Annotated in this window: 14 protein-coding genes and 1 pseudogene; 5 read left to right on the top strand and 10 right to left on the bottom strand. The window is 72.3% G+C overall.

Translation table 11 applies throughout. From position 1 onward, the window contains the following. Positions 1-188: pseudogene (locus E1291_RS41730) on the top strand (hypothetical protein); the annotation flags it as partial. A gap of 34 nt (positions 189-222) precedes the next feature. Here the strand turns inward: E1291_RS41730 and E1291_RS03540 are convergent. Beyond that, entirely contained in the window at positions 223-678 is a 456-nt protein-coding gene (locus E1291_RS03540) for an Lrp/AsnC family transcriptional regulator (RefSeq protein WP_131736071.1), read from the bottom strand. A 183-nt stretch (positions 679-861) separates the two neighbouring features. Here E1291_RS03540 and rocD point away from each other — a divergent pair, with 183 nt between their 5' ends. Both rocD and E1291_RS03530 read left to right on the top strand, forming a co-directional pair. Next, entirely contained in the window at positions 862-2,055 is a 1,194-nt protein-coding gene (gene rocD, locus E1291_RS03535) for an ornithine--oxo-acid transaminase (RefSeq protein WP_131736070.1), read from the top strand. A gap of 149 nt (positions 2,056-2,204) precedes the next feature. Beyond that, positions 2,205-6,737 carry a tetratricopeptide repeat protein gene (locus E1291_RS03530; protein ID WP_131736069.1) on the top strand — a complete coding sequence of 1,511 codons (4,533 nt, stop codon included), beginning with the start codon at positions 2,205-2,207 and terminating at the stop codon, positions 6,735-6,737. A gap of 20 nt (positions 6,738-6,757) precedes the next feature. On the opposite strand, the gene E1291_RS03525 is transcribed toward E1291_RS03530, so the two are convergent. Beyond that, entirely contained in the window at positions 6,758-7,117 is a 360-nt protein-coding gene (locus E1291_RS03525; protein ID WP_131736068.1) for a trypco2 family protein, read from the bottom strand. Positions 7,118-7,420: 303 nt separating this feature from the next. Between E1291_RS03525 and E1291_RS03520 the strand changes: the two genes are divergently transcribed. Beyond that, complete coding sequence (locus tag E1291_RS03520; RefSeq protein WP_131736067.1) at positions 7,421-12,904, top strand: ATP-binding protein; 5,484 nt, start codon at positions 7,421-7,423, stop codon at positions 12,902-12,904. A gap of 54 nt (positions 12,905-12,958) precedes the next feature. Here the strand turns inward: E1291_RS03520 and paaK are convergent, their stop codons facing one another. Together paaK and paaI are read right to left on the bottom strand one after the other, a co-directional pair. Next, entirely contained in the window at positions 12,959-14,245 is a 1,287-nt protein-coding gene (gene paaK, locus E1291_RS03515; protein ID WP_131736066.1) for a phenylacetate--CoA ligase PaaK, read from the bottom strand. Between the two features lie 9 nt (positions 14,246-14,254). After that, positions 14,255-14,680: a hydroxyphenylacetyl-CoA thioesterase PaaI gene (paaI, locus tag E1291_RS03510; protein ID WP_242613919.1), complete on the bottom strand. Its 426-nt coding sequence runs from the start codon at positions 14,678-14,680 to the stop codon at positions 14,255-14,257. A gap of 79 nt (positions 14,681-14,759) precedes the next feature. Between paaI and E1291_RS03505 the strand changes: the two genes are divergently transcribed. Then, positions 14,760-15,521 (top strand): enoyl-CoA hydratase/isomerase family protein, encoded by a 762-nt coding sequence (locus tag E1291_RS03505; protein WP_370770934.1) that lies wholly within the window; start codon positions 14,760-14,762, stop codon positions 15,519-15,521. Between the two features lie 851 nt (positions 15,522-16,372). On the opposite strand, the gene E1291_RS03500 is transcribed toward E1291_RS03505, so the two are convergent. From E1291_RS03500 to E1291_RS03480, 6 genes are all read right to left on the bottom strand, one after another. Then, a complete protein-coding gene (locus E1291_RS03500) occupies positions 16,373-17,518 on the bottom strand; it encodes an SGNH/GDSL hydrolase family protein (protein ID WP_131736065.1) in 1,146 nt (381 codons plus the stop codon). Between the two features lie 228 nt (positions 17,519-17,746). After that, entirely contained in the window at positions 17,747-17,875 is a 129-nt protein-coding gene (locus tag E1291_RS44495; protein WP_278045222.1) for a hypothetical protein, read from the bottom strand. Between the two features lie 166 nt (positions 17,876-18,041). After that, positions 18,042-18,809, bottom strand: coding sequence for an AraC family transcriptional regulator (locus tag E1291_RS03495; RefSeq protein WP_131736064.1), 768 nt, complete (start codon positions 18,807-18,809; stop codon positions 18,042-18,044). A gap of 267 nt (positions 18,810-19,076) precedes the next feature. Further along, positions 19,077-19,784 (bottom strand): AraC family transcriptional regulator, encoded by a 708-nt coding sequence (locus tag E1291_RS03490; RefSeq protein ID WP_131736063.1) that lies wholly within the window; start codon positions 19,782-19,784, stop codon positions 19,077-19,079. A gap of 232 nt (positions 19,785-20,016) precedes the next feature. Continuing rightward, positions 20,017-20,772 carry an aminotransferase class IV gene (locus E1291_RS03485; protein ID WP_131736062.1) on the bottom strand — a complete coding sequence of 252 codons (756 nt, stop codon included), beginning with the start codon at positions 20,770-20,772 and terminating at the stop codon, positions 20,017-20,019. 35 nt (positions 20,773-20,807) lie between these two features. Further along, positions 20,808-21,152: a LysR substrate-binding domain-containing protein gene (locus E1291_RS03480; RefSeq protein ID WP_131736061.1), complete on the bottom strand. Its 345-nt coding sequence runs from the start codon at positions 21,150-21,152 to the stop codon at positions 20,808-20,810. Between the last annotated feature and the right edge of the window lie 84 nt (positions 21,153-21,236).

Raw genomic sequence — 21,236 nt, 5'->3', positions numbered from 1 at the left:
AGCGGCCCGTCCTGCTGCCGCCCCCGGCGCCGCCGCCACCGCCGGGGCCGTTCCAGATGGCCGGCGGCGCGGCGCCGGGGGCGCTGCCCGGCAGGCCGCCGGGGACCGACGCCGCCCTGCTGGCCCTGCTCTGCGGGGGCTCGGCCGCCCTGTTCCTGCTGTTCGCCGTCCTGTTCGTCCTATTCTGATCGGACGGCCCCGGCGGCCGGGCGGCCGCCGGGGTCAGCCGGACGGGGCGTCGATCGGCCGGCCGATCAGCCGCGACAGCACGATCGCGGTCTTGGTCGCGGTGATGTTGTCCTCGCGGCGCAGCCGTTCGAGGGCCTGCTCGAGGTGCTGGATGTCGCGGGCGCGCACGTGCACCAGGGCGCTGGCGTCCCCGCTGATGGTGTACGCCGCGACGACCTCCGGGTGGCCGCGGACGCTGGAGTAGATCTCCTCCGGGGACGTCGCCCCGGTACAGAAGATCTCGATGAACGCCTCGGTCGTCCAGCCGAGCGCGGCCGGATCGACGACGGCGGCGAAGCCGTTGATCACGCCGTCCGAGCGGAGCCGGTCGACGCGCCGCTTCACCGCCGGGGCCGACAGCCCGACCTTGTCGCCGATCTGCGCGTAGGAGGCCCGGCCGTCTTCGAGGAGCCGCGCAACGATTCGACGGTCCAGATCGTCAAGACGCAACAAATAACACCCCCAAAGTCGGTTTTCGTCATTGGTCGCCGGTCGATCCCGAACATACGCTGTGAAGTGGACCGGCGGCCACCCACCTGCCCGGTTCTCCCTCCCCCTCGGCACCGGGCCCCCGTCCGGTGTCCCCGCGAGTCCCCGGCCGGGCCGGCCGGGCCGAGCCGCCGAAGGAGCGTCGTGACGCCGACCGACCAGCTGCGGGCGATGTCCGAGGAGCACAGCGCGCACAACTACCACCCCCTGCCGATCGTGGTCGCCGAGGCCGAGGGCGCCTGGCTGACCGACGTCGAGGGGCGCCGCTACCTGGACATGCTGGCCGCCTACTCGGCGGTCAACTTCGGGCACCGCAACCCGCGCCTCACCGAGGCGGTGCGGCGCCAGCTCGCCCGGGTCACGCTGGTGAGCCGCGCGTTCGACCACGACCAGTTCGGGCCGTTCGTCGGCGAGCTCGCCGAGCTGTGCGGCAAGGACATGGTCCTGCCGATGAACAGCGGCGCCGAGGCCGTCGAGACTGCGCTCAAGACCGCCCGCAAGTGGGGGTACGAGGTCAAGGGCGTGCCCGCCGACCAGGCGAACATCATCACGTTCGAGGGCAACTTCCACGGCCGCACGACCACGATCATCAGCTTCTCCACCGACCCGGACGCCAGGGAGTCCTACGGCCCCTACACCCCGGGGTTCCGGACGGTCCCCTACGGCGACGTCGACGCGCTGAAGGCCGCCATGGACGAGGCGACCGTCGGCGTGCTCATCGAGCCGATCCAGGGCGAGGCCGGCGTCAACGTCCCGCCGAGCGGGTTCCTGCGCGCGGTGCGGGAGCTGTGCACGGCGAACGGCACGCTGATGATCGCCGACGAGATCCAGTCGGGGCTCGGCCGGACCGGCACGACGTTCGCCGTTGAACACGAGGGCGTCGTCCCGGACGTCTACATCCTGGGCAAGGCCCTCGGCGGCGGCATCATGCCGGTGTCGGCGGTCGTCGCCGACGCCGGGGTGCTCGGCGTGTTCAAGCCGGGCCAGCACGGTTCGACCTTCGGCGGCAACCCGCTGGCCTGCGCGGTCGGCCGCGAGGTGATCGCCATGCTGCGCACCGGGGAGTACCAGGAACGCTCCAGGACGCTCGGCGCGCACCTGCACGAGCGGCTCGGCGCGCTGTCGGGCGACCTCGTCCGCGAGGTGCGCGGGCGCGGCCTGTGGGCGGGCGTGGAGCTGCACGGCAAGGCCCGTCCCGTCAGCGAGCGGCTCATGGAGCTGGGCGTGCTGGCGAAGGAGACGCACGAGACCACGATCCGGCTGGCGCCGCCGCTGGTGATCAGCCGCGAGGACCTGGACTGGGCGCTCGACCAGCTGGAGATCGCGCTGGTGGGCTGACCGGACCCGCCCGCGCGGGTCCGGCCGAGGAACGGGGCCGCCGCCGGTCAACGGCGCCCGGCGGCGCCTCACATATCCCCCCCAATCACCGCGACACACTCGTTCTGGACTCACCCCCTCCGGCCCGACCGGCTCCCAGAATGTTCCGCATGTCGCCCGAAACCACCGCGCCCGGCAGCATCGCGCCCGAATCCCTCGCGAGCGGCGGCACCGGGCCGCGGGTCGCGGTCGTCATCGTCTCGACCGGCCGTCCCCGGCTGCTGGACCGCCTGCTTCTCTCCCTGGCCGGCCAGACCCTGCCCCCCGACGAGGTCGTCGTGGTCGGCCGGGGCGACGGCCCGCGCGTCCGGCTTCTCCTGCTCGCCCGGACGGCCGGCGAGTGGTGGGACCGGTTCCGCGGCGCGTCGGCCGAGACGGAGGGGCTGCTCGCGGACTGTCCGGTGCACGAGCTGGAGCCGCTGGCCCCTGACGGGGAGCGGCGGGACGCGGAGTTCGCGCTGGCGCGGGCGGAGTTCGCGGCGGCGCTGTCGGTGCCGTCGCCGGCGGGTCCCGCGCCGTCTCTGCCGGGCGGGGCGACGGTGCTGACCGTGCACGTCGCGGCGCTGGCGTCCGTCCTGCAGAGCGGCGCGGCCGCGTTGCCCGAGCTGGAGGGGGAGCGGCTGGAGACGGTGCTGCTGCGGCACGAGCGCCGCTACTGGGAGCGCGCCGCGGCGGAGGCGGGCCTCACGCTGCGGTCCGCGACGCTCGCCCGGCTGGTCGCGGTGGCGGCGCTGTGCGGCGCGGACGACTTCGCCGACGCCGAGCGGGTGATCGGCGCGCTGCGGGAGACCACGGACCTGCGCACGGAGGAACGCGACGCCGTCGCGGGCTGGCTGCGCGGCCTGTACCCGGCCGACTCGTCCTACTGGGGCGCGCTGCAACCGGACCGGCTCGGCGAGCACCTCGTCGCCGTCGAGGCGGCGCGTCCCGCCCCGTTCGTGGAGCCCGTCGTGGACGGGCTGCTCGCCGGGGGCGGCGTCCCGCAGGTCGTGCACGCGCTGCGGGTGCTCGCCCGCGCCGCGGTCAACGACGGGGGGACGGCGGGCCGTCTCACCGACCTCGTCGCCGCGCGTCCGGTGGAACTGGCCGGGGCCGCCGCGCGGCTCGCGACGGAGGTGGAGCGCCCGGGGCCGCTGGTCGCGGCGCTGCGGCGCGTCATCGGCGACCCCTCGGTCCCGGACGCCGACCTCGCCGGGCTCGGCGAGGACCTGCACCCGTTCAGCCAGGTCCTGAGCGGAGTGCGGCTCGACTGGACGACCCGCATGGTCGACGCGCGGCGCGCCGACCCGGAGGGGGATCCGCGCGACCTCGCCCAGCTGATGATGGGCATGCCCGGTCACCGGGCGCGCACCGGCGACCTCGGCGCCGCGTTCGCCGACATCACCGACCTGCGGCGCCTGGTGAACGGCCTGGAAGCCTCCACCGCACGGGACTGGGCGTTCGTGATCAGCCGGATCGACGAGGCGGACCTGCTGGTCAGGGCCTTTCATCCGGCGCGGGCCAAGCTGGTGTTCGAGGCGACCTGGCCGCTGCTGTGGGAGTGCTTCGACGAGGACGACGTGGACGACTGGACGATCGTCGCGTACGCGCTGCGGGGGCACGCCTTCGCCCTGTGGCTGCTCGGCGAGAGCGAGGACGCCGCGTTCCTGGCGACCGAGGCGGCGACCCTGCTCCGCGACCTCGTGGCGGACGGTCCGCCCGACGAGAAATCGCTCCCCACGCTCCTTCTCGTCGAGGCGCTGGCGGTGCTCGGCGGCGCGCGGCAGCGGCTGGGCGACGTCGAGGGCGCGCTGGCCGCGCACGACGAGGCGCTTCGGATCATCGAGGCGCCGGCCGCCGAGCGCCCGGACATCTTCGGCATCGGCCTCGCCGTGCCGCTGTTCAACGGTGCTGCGGCGCTGGAGGCGCTCGGCCGGATCCCCGAGGCGCTCGCCTGGTTCGCGCGGGCGATCACCATGCTGCGCGGCCTCAGCGAGCTGGCGCCCGGCCCGCACCACCGGCCGCTGACCGCCGCGCTGATCCAGCGGACCCGGCTGCTGGCGCTGCGCGGACGGGCGGACGAGGCGGAGACCACCGCGGACGAGGCGCTCCGCACGGCGCGCGGCGACCCCTTCGTGAGCAACGGCGGCTACTACGCGATGGTCTTCGCGGGGGGCGCCGACGCACTGCGGGTCGCGGGGATCGGGAGACTCGCGGTCACGTTCGCCAAGGAGGCGGTGCGGTACCGGCTCGACAGAGACGGCAACGTCCCCGCGGAAAGGCTGCTGGACCTCTTCCGGACGGTCAGGTCGCTTCTACTCGCCCTGCGGTCCGTCGGCGAGACCAGGGAAGTGGGTCGCGTCCTTAACGGATGCCTGCGCCAGTACCGCGCGTCCGGAGGGTCCGCGACTCTCGTTGACGAGCTGGCCCAGCTCCAGGAAACCGCAGGACCGGGCGTGGATCGCTGGGCCGTCGTCCGCGACCTGTGCGCGGAGGTCGTGGACCGTCACCGGGGCGTGCCCGGAGAAGAAGGAGACCTCGCGGTCGCCCTGCGGGCGCACTGGATCGCACTCGACGCGTTAGGGGAACACGAGGCGGCCCTGGAAGCGGTGAAGGAGGCCATCGGAGCCCATCCGCCCGCCCCGAGCGGAAGCGACGACTTCAGAGGGCTGCTGTACACCTACCGCTCCTACACGCTGGCGAAGCTAGGGCGGCCGTCTGAGGAGGGGTTGACGGATGCGGCGGCGGCGGTCGCGCTCTTCCGCCGCAGGGAAACGCCCGCCCTGCACGTCGTTCTGCCCCTTCTCACGATGGCCAGGCGCTACGCCGCGCTCGGACGCTGGGAGGAGGCGCGCGGCGCGGCCGGTGAGGTGGTGGCCATGACCCGGGACGTCGGGACGTGGTACATGACCTTCGCCGGCGCGCTCGTCGAGTGCGTCCGGAGCTCGGCCATGCTGGGCCGTCACCGGGAGGCCGAGCGTTGGACGCGAGAACTGCTCGACTTCGAGCGGGCCCATCCGTCCGAACTCTCCCTCGACGGCCGGGTGTACGTCCGGCTGGCACGGGCCGAGATGCTCGACGACCTGGGAGAGGAGCCGGAGGAGGCCGAGCGGCTCGCCCACACGGCACTCGATCTGGCGTCCCGATTGCCGGAGGACGATCGGGATCGCCGTGTTCTCCAGGCGCACGTGCGGCTGGCCGCCGCCTGCCGGCGACTCGGCCGGTTCGAAGAGGCGCTCGACCACGAGGCGGCCGTGATCTCACTCCGCAGGACGAGTCCCGCGCTGCGCCAGGGGCTTGAACGCTCCCTGATCGGTTACGCGAACGGCGCCAACCGGCTGGGCCGCTACGACGAGGCGGAGGAGGCCGCCCGGGAAGCGGCGGAACTCCTGCGGGGCGACGGTCCCGAATCACTCAGGGTCCTCGCCCTGGACGCGCTGCACGTCGCGCTGCTCATGCTCGGGCGGTCCCGCGAGGCCGCGGACGTCCTGGCGGAGGCCGTCATGGCGGCGCGGGCCGGCGGGGACGGCGACGGCGCGCGGCGGAACCTGGCGGGATGCCTGGTCGCGCTCGCCGGTCTCCGGCTGCGGCTGGGCGACCGCGCCGCCGCGGCGGAAACGGCGGAGGAGGCCGTCCGGCTGCTCTCGGCCGGGGACGCGGCCGACGGGATGATCCTGACCGCCAGGGCCCTCGCGGTCGGGGCGGCGGCGCGGGCGGAGTGCCCGGCACCGGGTGCGGCCGAGGCGGCACTGGCGCTCACCGTCCCGCACCCCGGAACGGCGGACCTCGCTCTGGGACTGCTGGTCTTCGTCCAGCACTACCTGGCCTTCCGGCCACCCGACCTTGTTCTCGCCGTGAGCGCCCGCACCATCGCGCTCCTGCGTCCGGGCGCGGTGTCGGATCGCCGCCAGGCGGACCTGCTGGCCGACGCGCTTTGCCTCCACGCGTGGATGAGCCTGGTGCTCGGCAGCGCGGACGAGTGCGCGGCGTTGATCGCCGAGGGACGCCGGGTGGCCGGATCCCCGGCACCGCCCGCCGCGCCGTCCCTGGTCCAGGCGGTGTCGGTGCTGTCGGAGACGGCCTGCCTCACCTGGCTGGGCGACCCCGAGCGCGCGATCGGGCCCGTGCTCGGCATCGCGGAGGCCATCGCGGAGATCTCCATGGACATTCCGGGACGAGCCGAATGGATCATGAGGGCGTGGCAGATCGCGGCCCTGTGCCATTGCCTCCTCGGTGACGGCGAGGCGGGCGCGGCGGCGGCCTCGCGGGCGCTGGACCGGCTGCCCGATCTGTGGATCGAGGACGACCCGGCCGAAGGATCCCGTGCCTTCGTGCTGGTGGCGAAGGCCCGCTCGGAGTTCCTCCTGGAGCGGGATGACGATGCGCTGGCCACCCTTGAGGACGCCGTTCCCCTCTGCCGTACCTGCCAGGTCGCCAACGGCCATATTGGGACGGCGGCGCTGGCCTTCGCGCTGACCACGCAAGCCGAGGTGCTCGCGCGGCAAGGACGGACGGAACCGGCGCGGAAGGCGGCCGAGGAGGCTCTTCCCCTTTGGGACGAGATCCGCGCCGCAGGGCTGCGCACCATGGAGGGGCTTCCCGAGCGGGCTCGTGTCGTGTTGCACCCCGATCCCGGTGGGGTGACCCCTGTTCTCGACCCCTAATTCGGGTCGCCTGGCCGGGTTCAGTCCGGCGGCAGTTCTTGGACCTTGTCGGAGATGCGGGGAGGGCGGCCGGTCCGCTCGTCCACCGGCTTGAGGGCGACCTTGATGCGCTGGGTGACGGCCTCGCCGTATCCGGCCGAGGCCCCGGCGCTGAGGACCCACACCTTGACCCCGGCGTTGGCCTTGGCCTCGCTGGTGAGCACGACCGTGAACTCCAGCTCGACGTCGCCGACCTCGAACTTCAGGCCCTTGCCGTCCGCCGTGGCGGCGCGGGCGAGCTGCCCGCGTACGGCCTCGACCACGTCGGCCAGCTCGAACGCCCCCGCCGGTGGCCCGTCCGCGAGGCCCGTCACCCGCTCCGGCCGCTCAGATCCGCTCATAGCGCGAGCCTACGGTTCCCGTGCCGTCCCGCCCGGACCTTGGGACGGGCTATTTCCGGAACAGGTGTCCGCCTGTGGCCACGTCCTGCCTGATAGGGGTGGGGATGACTGCGGTGGGTCGTCCCACTTCGGCGAACGCGGCCACGTCCCGTTTTGTAGGGTCCCCACAAGACAGGGGCTCCGCCATGCGCGATGCAGGACATTGGTGTACAAGGCGGTAATCGAGCAGGGTAGACACAGGGGCGGGCGGCGCTCCGGATCCGGGTGCCGCCTTCTGTGCGGGGTAGTCGGGAGGCTCAGCCGGTGTTCAGTCGTGTCGCCATCGTCAATCGTGGTGAGGCCGCGATGCGGCTCATCCACGCCGTCAGGGACCTCGCCGCGGAAACGGGGGCGCGGATCGAGACGATCGCCCTCTACACCGACGCCGACCGCACCGCGTCGTTCGTCCGCGAGGCGGACATCGCCTACTCCCTGGGCCCGGCCTCGGCCCGCCCGTACCTCGACCACGCCGTCCTGGAGCGGGCCCTGGTGGAGACCGGCGCGGACGCCGCGTGGGTCGGCTGGGGGTTCGTCGCCGAGGACCCGGCGTTCGCCGAGCTGTGCGAGAAGATCGGCGTCACCTTCGTCGGCCCGAGCGCCGAGGCGATGCGCCGGCTCGGCGACAAGATCGGCGCGAAGCTGATCGCCGAGGAGGTCGGCGTGCCCGTCGCGCCGTGGAGCCGCGGCGAGGTCGCCACCCTGGAGGACGCGCTGCGCGCGGGCGGCGAGATCGGCTATCCGCTGATGCTCAAGGCGACCGCGGGCGGCGGCGGCCGCGGCATCCGCAAGGTCACCTCGGCCGACGACCTCGCCGACGCCTACGAGCGCACCAGCCAGGAGGCGCTGCGCGCGTTCGGCTCCGGCGTCGTGTTCCTGGAGCGGCTGGTCACCGGCGCCCGGCACGTCGAGGTGCAGGTCATCGCCGACGGGTACGGCACCGCGTGGGCGCTCGGCGTGCGGGACTGCTCCGTCCAGCGCCGCAACCAGAAGATCATCGAGGAGTCCGCCTCGCCGGTGCTGGCGCCCGCGCAGACCGCCGAGCTGAAGGCGTCGGCCGAGCGGCTCGCCGTGGCCGTCGGCTACCGCGGCGCCTGCACCGTCGAGTTCCTCTACCACCCCGGCGACGACCTCTTCGCGTTCCTGGAGGTCAACACCCGGCTCCAGGTCGAGCACCCGATCACCGAGCTGACCACCGGCACCGACCTCGTCCGGCTGCAGCTGCACGTGGCGAGCGGCGGACGGCTGGAGGGCGCCCAGCCGGGCGAGGCCGGGCACGCCATCGAGGCCCGGCTGAACGCCGAGGACCCCGACCGCGACTTCGCGCCCGCCCCGGGCCGCATCGCGCGCCTGGTGCTGCCCGCCGGGCCCGGCATCCGGGTGGACACCGGCGTCCGCGAGGGCGACACCATCCCCGCCGACTTCGACTCGATGATCGCCAAGATCATCGCCTATGGCCGCGACCGGGAGCAGGCGCTCGGCCGGCTGCGCCGGGCGATGTCCGACACCACCGTCATCATCGAGGGCGGCGCCACCAACAAGAGCTTCGTGCTCGACCTGCTCGACCAACCCGAGGTGATCGACGCGAGCGCCGACACCGGCTGGATCGACCGGGTCCGCGCCGAGGGCCGCCTGGTCGGCCACCGGCACTCCGCGGTCGCGCTGGCCGCCGCGGCGATCGAGGCCTACCGCGACGAGGAGGACGTCAGCCGCCGGCAGCTGCTGGCCACCGCGCACGGCGGGCGCCCGCAGGTGCGGCACGACCCCGGCCGCCCGCTGGACCTCAAGCTCCGCGGCGTCGGCTACCGGGTGAGCGTCGCCCGCGTCGGGCCGGAGCGGTACCGCGTCGGCGTCTCCGGCGGCGGCGACGTCCACCCCGCGGACGTCGAGGTGGAACGCTACGACGAGCACAGCGGCCAGATCGTGGTCAACGGCCGCCGGTTCCGGCTGGTGTCGGCCACCCACGGCCCGATCCACCTGGTCGAGGTCGACGGCGTCACGCACCGTGTCAGCCGCGACGAGGGCGGCGTCGTCCGCTCGCCCGCGCCCGCGCTGGTCGTCGCGACGCCGCTGGCCGTCGGCGACGAGGTGGAGGCCGGTGCGCCGATCATCGTGCTGGAGAGCATGAAGATGGAGACGGTGCTGCGCGCGCCGTTCCGGGCCCGCGTCCGCGAGTGCCCCGTGTCGCCGGGCGGCCAGGTGGAGACCGGCGCGCCGCTCATGCGGCTGGAGCCGCTGCCCGACGGCGACGCCGCGGAGGCCGAGGCCACCACCGAGGTCGTCGAGGTCGAGCTGCCCGCCGAGCCCGCCGCGGCGTCGGTGTCCGAGCGCGTCGAACACGGCGTGCGCGACCTGCGCGGCCTGCTGCTCGGCTTCGACGCCGACCCGCACGACGGCGACCGCGCCCTGAAGTCCTACCTGACGGCGCGCGCCGAGGCCGGGGGACGGCCGCTGGAAGGCGAGCTGGACCTCCTCACCGTGTTCGCCGACCTGTCGGAGCTGAGCCGCAACAAGCCCGGCGACGTGCTGGACATCGAGCCCGGCAGCCCGGTGCACAGCCCGCGCGAGTACTTCCACGCCTACCTGCGGAGCCTGGACGTCGAGCGGGCGGGCGTGACCGAGAGCTTCCAGGCCAAGCTCACCCGCGTCCTCGCCCACTACGGCGTCGACGGCCCCGACCGCACGCCGGAGCTGGAGGACGCGGTCTTCCGGATCTTCCTGGCGCAGCAGCGGACGGGCACCGCCGTCGCGATCGTGTCGGAGCTGCTGCGCCAGTGGCTGGCCGGACCGCCGCCGCTGGAGTCGCTCGCCGAGCGCGCCGGGCTCACCCTGGAGCACGTGGTCGAGGCGACGCAGCTGCGCTTCCCGGCCGTGTCGGACCTGGCCCGCGGCGTGGTGTTCCGCTGGTTCACCCAGCCGCTGCTGCGCCGCAACCGCGCCAAGGTCTACGCGCAGGTGCGCGACGAGCTCCGCCACCTGGACGGCCACCCCGACGCGCCGGACCGCGCCGAGCGGATCCAGGGGATGGTCGCCGGGTCCGAGCCGCTCGTCCGGCTGATCGGGCAGCGGATCGGCCGGGAGGGCCGCGACCACGCGCCGCTGCTGGAGGTGCTGACCCGCCGCTACTACGGCAACCGGCCCCTGTCGGGCGTCGCCGCGCGGGACGTCGACGGCTGCCGGTTCGTCACCGCCGAGCACACCGGGCCGGGCGCCGTCGAGCGCGTGGCCGCCACCGCCGTCGACATCGACGCGCTGCCGCACGCCATCGGCGCCCTCGGCGCGTTCACCGACGGCATCTCGGCGCGGGGCCTGGCCGTCGACCTGTACGTCCGGTGGGAGGACCGCCCGGAACCCGACGTGATGGCGGAGCGGATCGGGGAGCTGCTCGCCGGCCGGCCCCGGCCCGAGGCCGTCCGCCGGGTCAGCGCGACCGTCGTCGGCACCAGCGGCACCGCGATGCACCACCACTTCACGTTCCGGCCGGACGGCGCGGGCTTCACCGAGGACCGCCTCATCCGCGGCCTGCACCCGCAGATGTCGCGGCGCCTGCAACTCCAGCGGCTCCGCGAGTTCGACCTCACCCGGCTGCCGTCCGCGGACGAGGAGATCTACCTGTTCAAGGCCGTCGCGCGCAGCAACCCGGCCGACGAGCGGCTCGTCGCGCTCAGCCAGGTCCGCGACCTGACGCCGCTGCGCGAGGCCGACGGCACGCTCGTCGCCCTGCCCGCGGTGGAGGACCAGCTGCACGGCGGCCTCGACGCCATCCGCAACATCCAGGCGCGGCGCCCGCAGAACAAGCGGTTCGACACCAACCGGATCATGCTCTACGTGTGGCCGCCGATCGAGCTGTCCGAGGCCGACCTCGACGTCCTGGTCAAGCGCATCCTGCCGATGACGACCGGCGCCGGGCTGGAGGAGGTCCAGCTCGTCGCCCGGCGGCGCACCGCCGCGGGCGAGCTGACCGAGGTCGCCGTCCGGATCATCCTCGACCCGGGGCACGGCGCGCGGCTGCACGTCGGCGAGCCGTCCACCGACCCGGTGCTGCCACTGGACGACTACCGCCAGAAGGTGCTGCGCGCGGCCCGCCGCGGGAACGTCTACCCCTACGAGCTGACCGGCGTGCTGGCCGGGCCGGACGGCGGGTTCGTCGAACACGACCTGGACGAGCGGGGCGCGCTCGTCCCGGTGGACCGGCCGAAGGGCGGCAACACCGCCGCGATCATCGCCGGCGTCGTCACCACCCCGACCGAGCGCTACCCCGAGGGCGTCACCCGGGTCGTCCTGCTCGGCGACCCGACCAAGGCGCTCGGCGCGCTGTCGGAACCGGAGTGCACGCGGGTCATCGCCGCGCTCGACCTCGCCGAGCGGATGCGGGTGCCGCTGGAGTGGATCGCGCTGTCGGCGGGCGCGCGGGTGTCGATGTCCTCGGGCACCGAGAACATGGACTGGGTCGGGGCCGTCCTCAAGCGGATCGTCACCTTCACCCAGGACGGCGGCGAGATCAACGTCGTGGTCGCCGGGATCAACGTCGGCGCCCAGCCGTACTGGAACGCCGAGGCGACGATGCTCATGCACACCAAGGGCATCCTCGTCATGACGCCGGACTCGGCGATGGTCCTCACCGGCAAGCAGGCGCTGGACTTCTCCGGCGGCGTGTCGGCCGAGGACAACTTCGGCATCGGCGGCTACGACCGCGTCATGGGCCCCAACGGCCAGGCGCAGTACTGGGCGCCCGACCTGCCCGCCGCCCGCGACGTCCTGATGGCGCACTACGACCACACCTACATCGCGCCCGGCGAGGCGGCGCCGCGTCCGGCCGGCACGGACGACCCGTCCGACCGCGACGTCTCCGGCTTCCCGCACGAGGTCGCGGGCAGCGACTTCGCGACCGTCGGCGAGATCTTCTCCGCCGAGCACAACCCCGACCGCAAGAAGCCGTTCGACATCCGCACGGTGATGCGCGCCCTGTCCGACCAGGACCACCCGGTGCTGGAACGCTGGGCGGGCATGGCCGACGCGGAGACGTCGGCGGTGCAGGACGTGCACATCGGCGGCCGGCCGGTCTGCCTGATCGGCATCGAGTCGCGGGCGGTGCCGCGGCGCGGCTTCCCGCCCACCGACGGCCCCGACACCTACACCGCGGGCACGCTGTTCCCGCTGTCGTCGAAGAAGACCGCGCGGGCGATCAACGCGGCGTCCGGCAACCGGCCGGTGGTCGTGCTGGCGAACCTGTCGGGGTTCGACGGCTCACCGGAGTCGATGCGCAGGCTCCAACTGGAGTACGGCGCGGAGATCGGCCGGGCGGTCGTCAACTTCGAGGGCCCGATCGTGTTCTGCGTCGTCTCCCGCTACCACGGCGGCGCGTTCGTGGTGTTCTCCAAGACGCTCAACCCGAACATGACCGTCCTGGCGCTGGAGGGCTCGTTCGCCTCGGTGCTCGGCGGCGCCCCGGCGGCGGCCGTGGTGTTCTCCGGCGAGGTGAACAACCGCACCGCGACCGACCCGCGCGTGACGGAGCTGAAGACGCGGGTGTCGGAGACGAGCGGCGCCGAGCGGGCCGGGCTGACCGCCCTGCTCGCCGAGACGCAGGCGTCGGTCCGGGCCGAGAAGCTCGGTGAGGTCGCCGCCGAGTTCGACCGGGTGCACAGCGTCCAGCGCGCCGTCGAGGTCGGCTCGGTCGACGCGATCATCAGCGCCGCCGAGCTGCGGCCGCGGATCATCGAGGCGATCGAGCACGGCCTGAAGCGCTGAGACCGTCCCGCCGCCCGGGGACGCGCGCCCCGGGCGGCCCCGGGCTTGGCGGCGTCAGCCGCGGCGGTCCACCACGCGGCGGAGCTTGCCGACCGAGCGCTCCAGCGTCTCCGGGGCGACGACCTCGACCTCGACGCTGACCCCGGCGCCGTCCTTGACGGCGGCGGCCAGCTCCCGCGCGGCCGGGTCGCGGCGCCCGTCCGGGCAGCCGGGCCGCGCCTCGACCCGGACCGTCATCCGGTCGAGCCGCTCCAGCCGGTCCAGGACGAGCTGGAAGTGCGGCGACAGCCCCGCGACGCCCAGCACGACCTCCTCGATCTGCGTCGGGAACACGTTCACGCCCCGCAGGATGATCATGTCGTCGGTGCGGCCGGTGACCCGCTCCATGCGCCGGAACGCCGGCCGCGCCGTCCCCGGCAGCAGCCGGGTGAGGTCGCCGGTCCGGTATCGGACGACCGGCATCGCCTGCTTGGTCAGCGGCGTGAGCACCAGTTCGCCCCGCACCCCGTCGGGCAGGAGCTCCCCGGTCACCGGGTCGACGATCTCCGGATAGAAGTGGTCCTCCCACAGGTGCAGGCCGTCCTTGGTCTCCGCGAACTCCTGCGCGACGCCCGGCCCCATCACCTCTGACAGCCCGTAGACGTCGACCGCGTCCAACCCGAACCGCTCCTCGATCTCCACGCGCATCGCCTCCGTCCACGGCTCCGCCCCGAAGATCCCGACGCGCAGCGACGTGGCCCGCGGGTCGGCGCCCTGCCGCTCGAACTCGTCCAGCAGCGTCAGCATGTACGACGGGGTGACCATGATGACGTCGGGGCGCAGGTCCTGGATCAGCGTCACCTGCCGCGCCGTCATGCCGCCCGACGCCGGGACGACCGTGCAGCCGAGCCGCTCGGCGCCGTAGTGCGCGCCGAGCCCGCCGGTGAACAGCCCGTACCCGTAGGCGACGTGGACCGTGTCGCCCGGCCGTCCGCCCGCCGCGCGGATCGAACGCGCTACCAGCCCCGCCCAGTCGTCCAGGTCGCGCTCGGTGTAGCCGACCACGGTCGGCTTGCCGGTGGTGCCACTGGACGCGTGGACGCGGCGCACCTGCTCCATCGGCACGGCGAACGACCCGTACGGGTATCCGGCCCGCAGGTCGTCCTTGGTGGTGAAGGGGAAGCGGGGGAGGTCGTCCAGTGAGCGGAGGTCGTCCGGGTGCACGCCCGCGGCGTCCCATCGCCGCCGGTAGGACGCGACGTTCTGGTAGGCGTGCCGCAACGTCCACCGCAGCCGGTCCAGCTGCAATTTTTGGAGCGCCACGTGGGACAGCCGCTCGGCCGGGTCGAGGTCATCCGTCATGATCGTCCCCTATCTGCCGAGGACGCGGCTGCGACCCCGGAACTCGGCGACCACCTCGCGCGATCCGTCCGGGTCCTCCCGGTGGACGGTGACGTCGTAGATCCCGCTGCGTCCGAACCGGGTGCGCTCCCCGGCCTCGGCGACCAGCAGGTCACCCGCGCGCGTCGCCGCGACGAACGTGATGTCGGCGCCCGCGGCCACCGTCACCGGCCCGTGGCTGTTGCACGCGCACGCGAACGCCGTGTCGGCGAGCAGGAAGACGTACCCGCCGTGCGTGATGGCGTGCCCGTTCACCATGTCGTCCGTCACCCGCATCCGCGCCACGGCCCGTCCGCCGCCCGCCGACACCAGCTCGATCCCGAGGGCCCGCGACGCCCGGTCGGCACCGAACATCGCCGCCGCCGCGCCGTCGCCGTTCGGCGGCTCCGCCTCCATCGCGCACCCCCGGCTTGAAACTGACCGAATGGACGGTTAGAAAGGCCATGAAAGCCGTGGTCGGGCGGCGGTGTCAAGCATGCGGGAGGCGACCATGACCGGCGCGTTCGAGACCCTGGCGGTCACCGAGCGGGACGACCGCACGGTCGTCGAGCTGCACCGCCCCGAGGCCCGCAACGCGATCAACGCGACGATGGTCGAGGAACTGCACGCCGTGTGCGCCGACCTGGAAAGACGCCCCCGGCTGCTGCTGCTCACCGGCCGGGGCGGCGTGTTCGCCGCGGGCGCCGACATCGGTGAGCTGCTGGAGCGCGGCCGGGACGAGGCCCTCGCCGGCATCAACAGCCGCCTCTTCGACCGGATCGCCCGCCTCCCCCTGCCCACCTGCGCCGCCGTCGACGGGTACGCCCTCGGCGGCGGCGCGGAGCTGGCCTACGCCTGCGACATCCGGCTGGCGACCCCGTCGGCGGTGTTCGGCAACCCCGAACCGGGCCTCGGCATCCTCGCCGCCGCGGGCGCCTGCTGGCGGCTCGGCGACCTGGTCGGCCGTTCCGTGGCGAAACAGGTCCTCCTCGGCGGCCGCACCCTGGACGCCGCCGCCGCCGAACGCTTCGGCCTGATCGCCGAGATCGTCCCGCCCGCCGACCTCCTGGACCACGCCCACCGCCTCCTCGACCGCATGGCCCGCTCCGCCCCGTCCGCTCTGCGCCTGACCAAACTCGTCCTGGACGCCGATGGCCCCCACCCCCTGGCCGACGACCTGGCCCAGGCGATCCTCTTCGAAAGCGAAGAAAAACAAACCCGAATGCGAGCCTTCCTAACCCGCAAAACCCCGTCCTAACCCCACGACCAGCCAACACACGTCCGCCCAGGCGATCCCCAGGGAGACGCCCTGCCAGTGGACGTCGGCCGCTCAGGTGCCCACCCAACCGACCGGTTCACCGATCTACAGCATCACCGCCACAGCCGCGCTGCCCTCGGCCGCGTTCTTGGTGTTCGCCCTCGACCCAGCACACTGCGATGTCGACAGCCGCGCCCCGTGAGGTTCACAGAATGCCCATGGAAGAGATCACAGCCTAAACCCTCGATCGGATTCGAGAATTTTGCCACGCGTGGGCGAATGAACATGGCGATACTTCTCCAAGAGAAATCCGCGTAGTTGCAACCACTCATCGTGCTGCGGTGAAGGCCATATGGGGCGGTGCTATCGACGCCCTGCCAAGACCAATATATCTCATCACCCTGGTGGGTGAGTTCTCTGGTCCGGAGGGCAGTGAGCACCTCTCGGGGCAATGGGCTGCTCTTTTTGTCGCAAGACCTGAAGTCAGATTCCGATCAATGACGATCCGCCCTGTCGAGGCGATTCCGGATCTACGCCTTGAGGATTTGGGTCGAACGTACATTCTCTGAGCAGCGAGCTCGCGGGCCAAGCGCGAGCCTCGGCGCGCGTGCCCATCCGCGACGTTCCCGGTCATTCCCCTGTGCCGGGCTTGATGCGGGTATGGCGAGCCACCAGCGGCGAGCCCTGCCCCAGGTGGCTACACCGGACTCACCGAGCCAGCCCCACCGCCACAGCACGAGCATGACCGCGCCGAAGCACGCCATGTTGACGATGGTGAACAGCGATAAGTCCTGAAAAGAACTGCCTGGTCGTAGGCCGTAGCGAAGGCACCGCCGGTCGGCAGGTGTTGGTCAGAGGTGTTCGGACATGTACCTGGCCACGGCGGCGGCGATGGCCTGCTGGCCCCGCTTGGTCGGGTGTGCGGGTTCCTGCTGGAAGGCGCCGGTCGTCCACGTGATCGGGTAGACCCAGGAATCCTTAGCGCATTCCTCGTGTCCGCGGAACACGTCGGTCACGTCGACGTAGTTGAGTCTGACGTTGCCCGCCGCGGCCTTGATCTGGTCGTTCAGCATCGCGCCAAGCCGGTTCAGCCGGTGCGCCTCCGCCCAGGTGTAGCGGCCGCAGTTGCGGTGGTCGTTGAAGATCTGCGGGTAGCCGACCACGAGCACCGTCGCGTTGGGCGCGGCCCACTGGATGCGCTGGTAGTCCTGCATGAGCGTGCCGCGCTGGTGGGCGATCTTCTTTTCCGTCTCCTCCAGGACGCCGGTGCGCAGGCAGTCATGAAGGAAACAGTCCTTGAGCACGCCGGAGAAGCCGATGTCGTTGCCGCCGATCGTGATCGTGACGAGGTTGGGCTGCGGCTTGAGGTTCTTCAGGGTCACCAGCTGTGCCCGTTCGAACTTGTCGTTCTTGTCGAGGCTCGTGGACTTGGCCCCCGAGCAGGCCAGCAGGTTCACCGTGGTGATGGCGGGGTTGTGCTTGGGCAGCAGCCTCGGCCAGGCCCAGTTGGGCGAACGGTGACAGGTCCGCGACTTGGGGTCGTATGCCTCGGTCCCCTCGCCGGCGGAGTAGGAGTCTCCGAGTGCCGCGAGCGTCGCGGGAGCGCGGAGGCGCTGGAGAACGAACTTGAGGGAGAAGCTGAAGCCGTTGCAGCCGGACGGTGACGACACCTGGCCGTTGATCGAGTAGGTGCCCCGCCGGGCGTAGAGGTGGCGGATCAGCACGACGGTGGCGTTGAGCGGCCCGCCACGGAACGACTGGGCGGTCTTCGCCCCGTCGCCCCACGTGATGTTGGCCGTGAAGGAGCAGCTCGACGTGTCACCGGAGGACGTGTAGAAGCGCAGCCTCACCTGCGGGTCGGAACTGGAGCAGGGGTTGGGGACGGGATGCCCTTGGAAGCACGGCGTGCTGCCGGGCCCCGCTGCCGCCGTCCGGGCGGCGGCCTGAGCTGCCGCGGGTTGGATCGTGACACTGCCGCCCTTCGGCTGACCGTTCATGGCCTGGGCCACGCCAACCGAAACCGCCGTGACCAAAAGTAGGACGACCACGCACAACAGCCTGCGCACAGATGACTCCAGTAATCGGGAAGTGCGCTAATGATGGCGGTACGCGGCCCCCTGACGTCGGGATTCGCGGCGCCGTCCACTGTCCGAAACCGGCCCTGACCGGAAATCACCGCACGTCGAGGTGCCCCGGGGGCTCACCCCGGGGGCCGCGAGGTCGCCTCAGGACCTAGACGCCTTCGGGATCGACACCCACGCGTGGGCGGGACCGGTCATCGTCGTGCACGGCATCGTCACGGCGGCGGCGATGGTGAGGGCCAGGCGGCCCTTGCGGCCCAATGGCATGTGCAAAGCAGAATCCTCCCGTGATCGGGTGACGGCCCACCCCGGACGAGGGGGCATGGGCGTCGGCCGTCGAGCTGCGGGAGCGGCGTCGGCGGAACCAGGAGACCGGGTGCGGGCCGTTCACGTGGTCTGACGAGCCCTCCGGGCCCCTGTGCGGCGAGCCCGGGAGGAACTAGGGCCGAATGTAGTTCCCGGGAGCGGGTGAGGTCTTGAATGAATGGGACGTGCCGAGTTCGTCCTCGTCCTCACGCCGGTCGATGAGGTCGGGGAGCAGGTGCGATGGTGTCCTTCCGGTCAGGGCCCTCATCTCGCGTGTCAGGTGGGGTTGGTCGCTGTAGCCGCATTGGACGGCGAGGTCGCTCATGGCCATTCCCGAGCCGGTGGCCAGCAGGTCGAGGGCGAGGTGCAGGCGCCGGATCCGTGCCATGGACTTGGGGGGCAGGCCGGCGTGCTGGGTGAACTTGCGGGTCAGGTGCCGGCGCGTCCAGCCCATCTCCGCGGCCAGTTCGCCGATCTGGACCCGTCCACCGGAGGCGCGGATCCGCTGCCAGATGTGGAGCACGGCCGGGTCGGGGCCGGGGGCGTCACTCAGCCGCGCGGCGAGGGCCGCGCGGAGGCAGCGGGCCCGGTCGCGGTGATCTTTGATGTCGTGGAGCCGGTACAGCATTTCGGTCGCCCACCGGCCGAGGAACTCCTCCATGGGAAGGTCCGTGTTGGCGATCTCCCGAATCGGCGTCCCGCCGAGCAGGCGGTAGGCCTCCCAGGGGCTCATCTCGATCCGGAGCAGGTCGACCTCGGCGGGGCCTTCGGTCACGATGTGGTGGTCGAGCGGCCCGGCCACCCACGCGTCGGGGGCGATCAGGACGCGACCGGGCCGTTGCGGGTCGGGCACTTTGAGCCCCGCACAGGAGAGGTTGAAAAAGAGGGAGACCGTGCCCATGGGCACATCGACCCACACATTATCTCGCCGCACGCCGGTCAAATTGGGGCCCACCTTGTTACGCGATGACCCCGCCGTGCCATCGCCCAAGTTGAACAGGCCGTTCGCTCTTACGTCACCCCACCAAAGCGCTTGTATTCCGATGCGAGTCACCGACTGATCATCCCACCCTGACGCGATGTCAGAGCGGCCGCTTATGGCCGCGGGATGTTCCGATCCGGGCCGTTCTCGGGACGGGTGGGTTTTGGACGAAGTGGAGACGCGGAGCTAGTCGGGGTCTCCGCACAGGTCGACGAGGTCGGTGAACAGGCGTGACGGCGTCCTTCCGGTCAGGGCCCTTATCTCGCGTGTCAGGTGGGGTTGGTCGCTGTAGCCGGATCGGACGGCGAGGTCGCTCATGGCGATCTCCGGGCCGGTCGCCAGCAGGCCGAGGGCGAGGTGCAGGCGCCGGATCCGTGCCATGCTCTTGGGCGGCAGGCCGGCGTGCTGGGTGAACTTGCGGGTCAGGTGCCGCCGTGTCCAGCCCATCTCCGCGGCCAGTTCGCCGATCGGGACCCGTCCGCCGGACGCGCGGATCCGCCGCCAGATGTGGAGCACGGCCGGATCGGGGCCGGGGCCGTCGCTCAGCCGCGCGGCCAAGGCGGTGCGGAGGCAGTGGACCCGGTCGCGAGGGTCCTCGGTGTCCTGGAGCCGGTGCAGCATCCCGGTCGACCACCGGCCGAGGAGGTCCTCCATAGGGATGTCCGCGTTGGCGATCTCGCGTATCGGCCGCCCGCCGAACAGCCGGTGGGCGTCCCATGGGTTCATCTCGACCCGGAGCAGGTCGATATCGGCGGGGCCTTCGGTCACGGTGTGGTGGTCGAGCGGCCCGGCCACCCACGCGTCGGCGGCGACCACGGTGTGACCGGGCCGTTCGGGGTCGGGCACTTTGAGTGCCGCACCGGTGAGGTTGAAAAAGAGGGAGACCGTGCCCATGGGCACATCGACCCACACGTCATCTCGACGCACGCCCGTCCAACTGAGGCCCGCTCTCTTGCACGCCGGATCAACGGCGCCGACGTGCAGGCTGAACAAGCCGTCCGCTATTACGTCCCCCCATAAAAGCGTATGCATTCCGGTGTGGTTCACCAGACGATCATCCCACCCCGAGAAAATGCCAGGACGGCCGGTTATGGCCGCCGAGGCGGCATGTGCTTCCCGGTACGGCCTAGATGACGTCCCATGGGATCGAGGCGTAGAGGCCGGTCAGCCGCGCGGCGATGTCCTGGTCCTGCGGGATCTCCATGTCGTCGACGCGGCCGACGGGGGAGACTCCCCTGGAGTTCGTGACGAAGACCGCCGCGCAGGACGTCAGGTCGGTGCGGCGGATCCTGCGGCGGCGGGCTCCGAGCCCGGCCCGGTCCAGCAGGAGCATCGTGATCCCGGGCAGGGCCGGTGCGTCGGGCCACACGAAGGCGTCGCCGTCGTGGCAGAGGACGTTCGCGATCCCGGCCTCGATCACGGCGTCGTCGTGGTCGACGAGCAGGGCGTCGTCGTAGCCCTCGCGTTCGGCGAGCGTGCCGTAGTGGATCTGGCCGAAGGTCCCGGTGTGCTTGATGTGCGGGACCGGCCGCTGGTAGTCGACGGACCGAAGGCCCTGGGGGACGGTCGGCGCCTCCGAGGGCTGCCTGACCGTGACCATCACTGATACCTGTTCACCGTTCTGGAACACGGTGACGCGCACGGTGGCATCGGCCACTTCGCCGAGCGCGTGCCGGACGTGCTCGCGGACCCGTTCGCCGTCGAGCCCGGCGCCGAACAGCTCGCGGTTGGCCGCGTCCAGGCGCGCCAAATGCGGGTCGAGCCCACGGACGGCCCGGTCACGCACCTGCATGACGGTGACGTGGCCGTAGTTCACCAGGGCCGGGGCCAGCAGGTCGTCAGCGCGCGGGGGATGCCCGTCGATCTCCGTCCGAGGCAACATGATCATCATCGTAGCCAGCGCGCCCGCACCGCCCGTCAGCGGCCGACGGAAGGCGACTCCGCCGAGGCGTCCAGCAGCAGGTCGCGCAGTGCCGTGGCGGTGTCCGACGGCTCGGCGGGCGTGAGGACGACCTGGTCGGCGGTGGTCGAAGGGCCGCTGAGGGGGATGACGCGCAGGCCGGGCGGCCGGTGGTCGAGCGCGGATTCGACCGCGATGCCGATGCCCGTGCCCGCGGCGACATGCGCGGCGATGGCGTGCACGCTGTCGGCGGTCCGGACGATGCGCAGATCGGCTCCGCCGATGTGGAAGGCGGACAGGAGCCGGTCACAGAGACCGCTGTTGATCTGATGCGGCCAGGTGAGCAGATCGGCGGTGGACAGTTCGGACGCGGACCCAGCGCTGGGTCAACGGCGTCCCGTACGACACGTCCCGGATGACCGAACACGAGGCCCACGCCCTGTTGG

It is taken from the genome of Actinomadura roseirufa (assembly GCF_900659635.1).
In the GTDB taxonomy this organism is placed as follows: domain Bacteria; phylum Actinomycetota; class Actinomycetes; order Streptosporangiales; family Streptosporangiaceae; genus Spirillospora; species Spirillospora roseirufa.
Note: the sequence above shows the minus strand (reverse complement) of the source record. Positions and strands in the feature narration are given on the sequence as shown.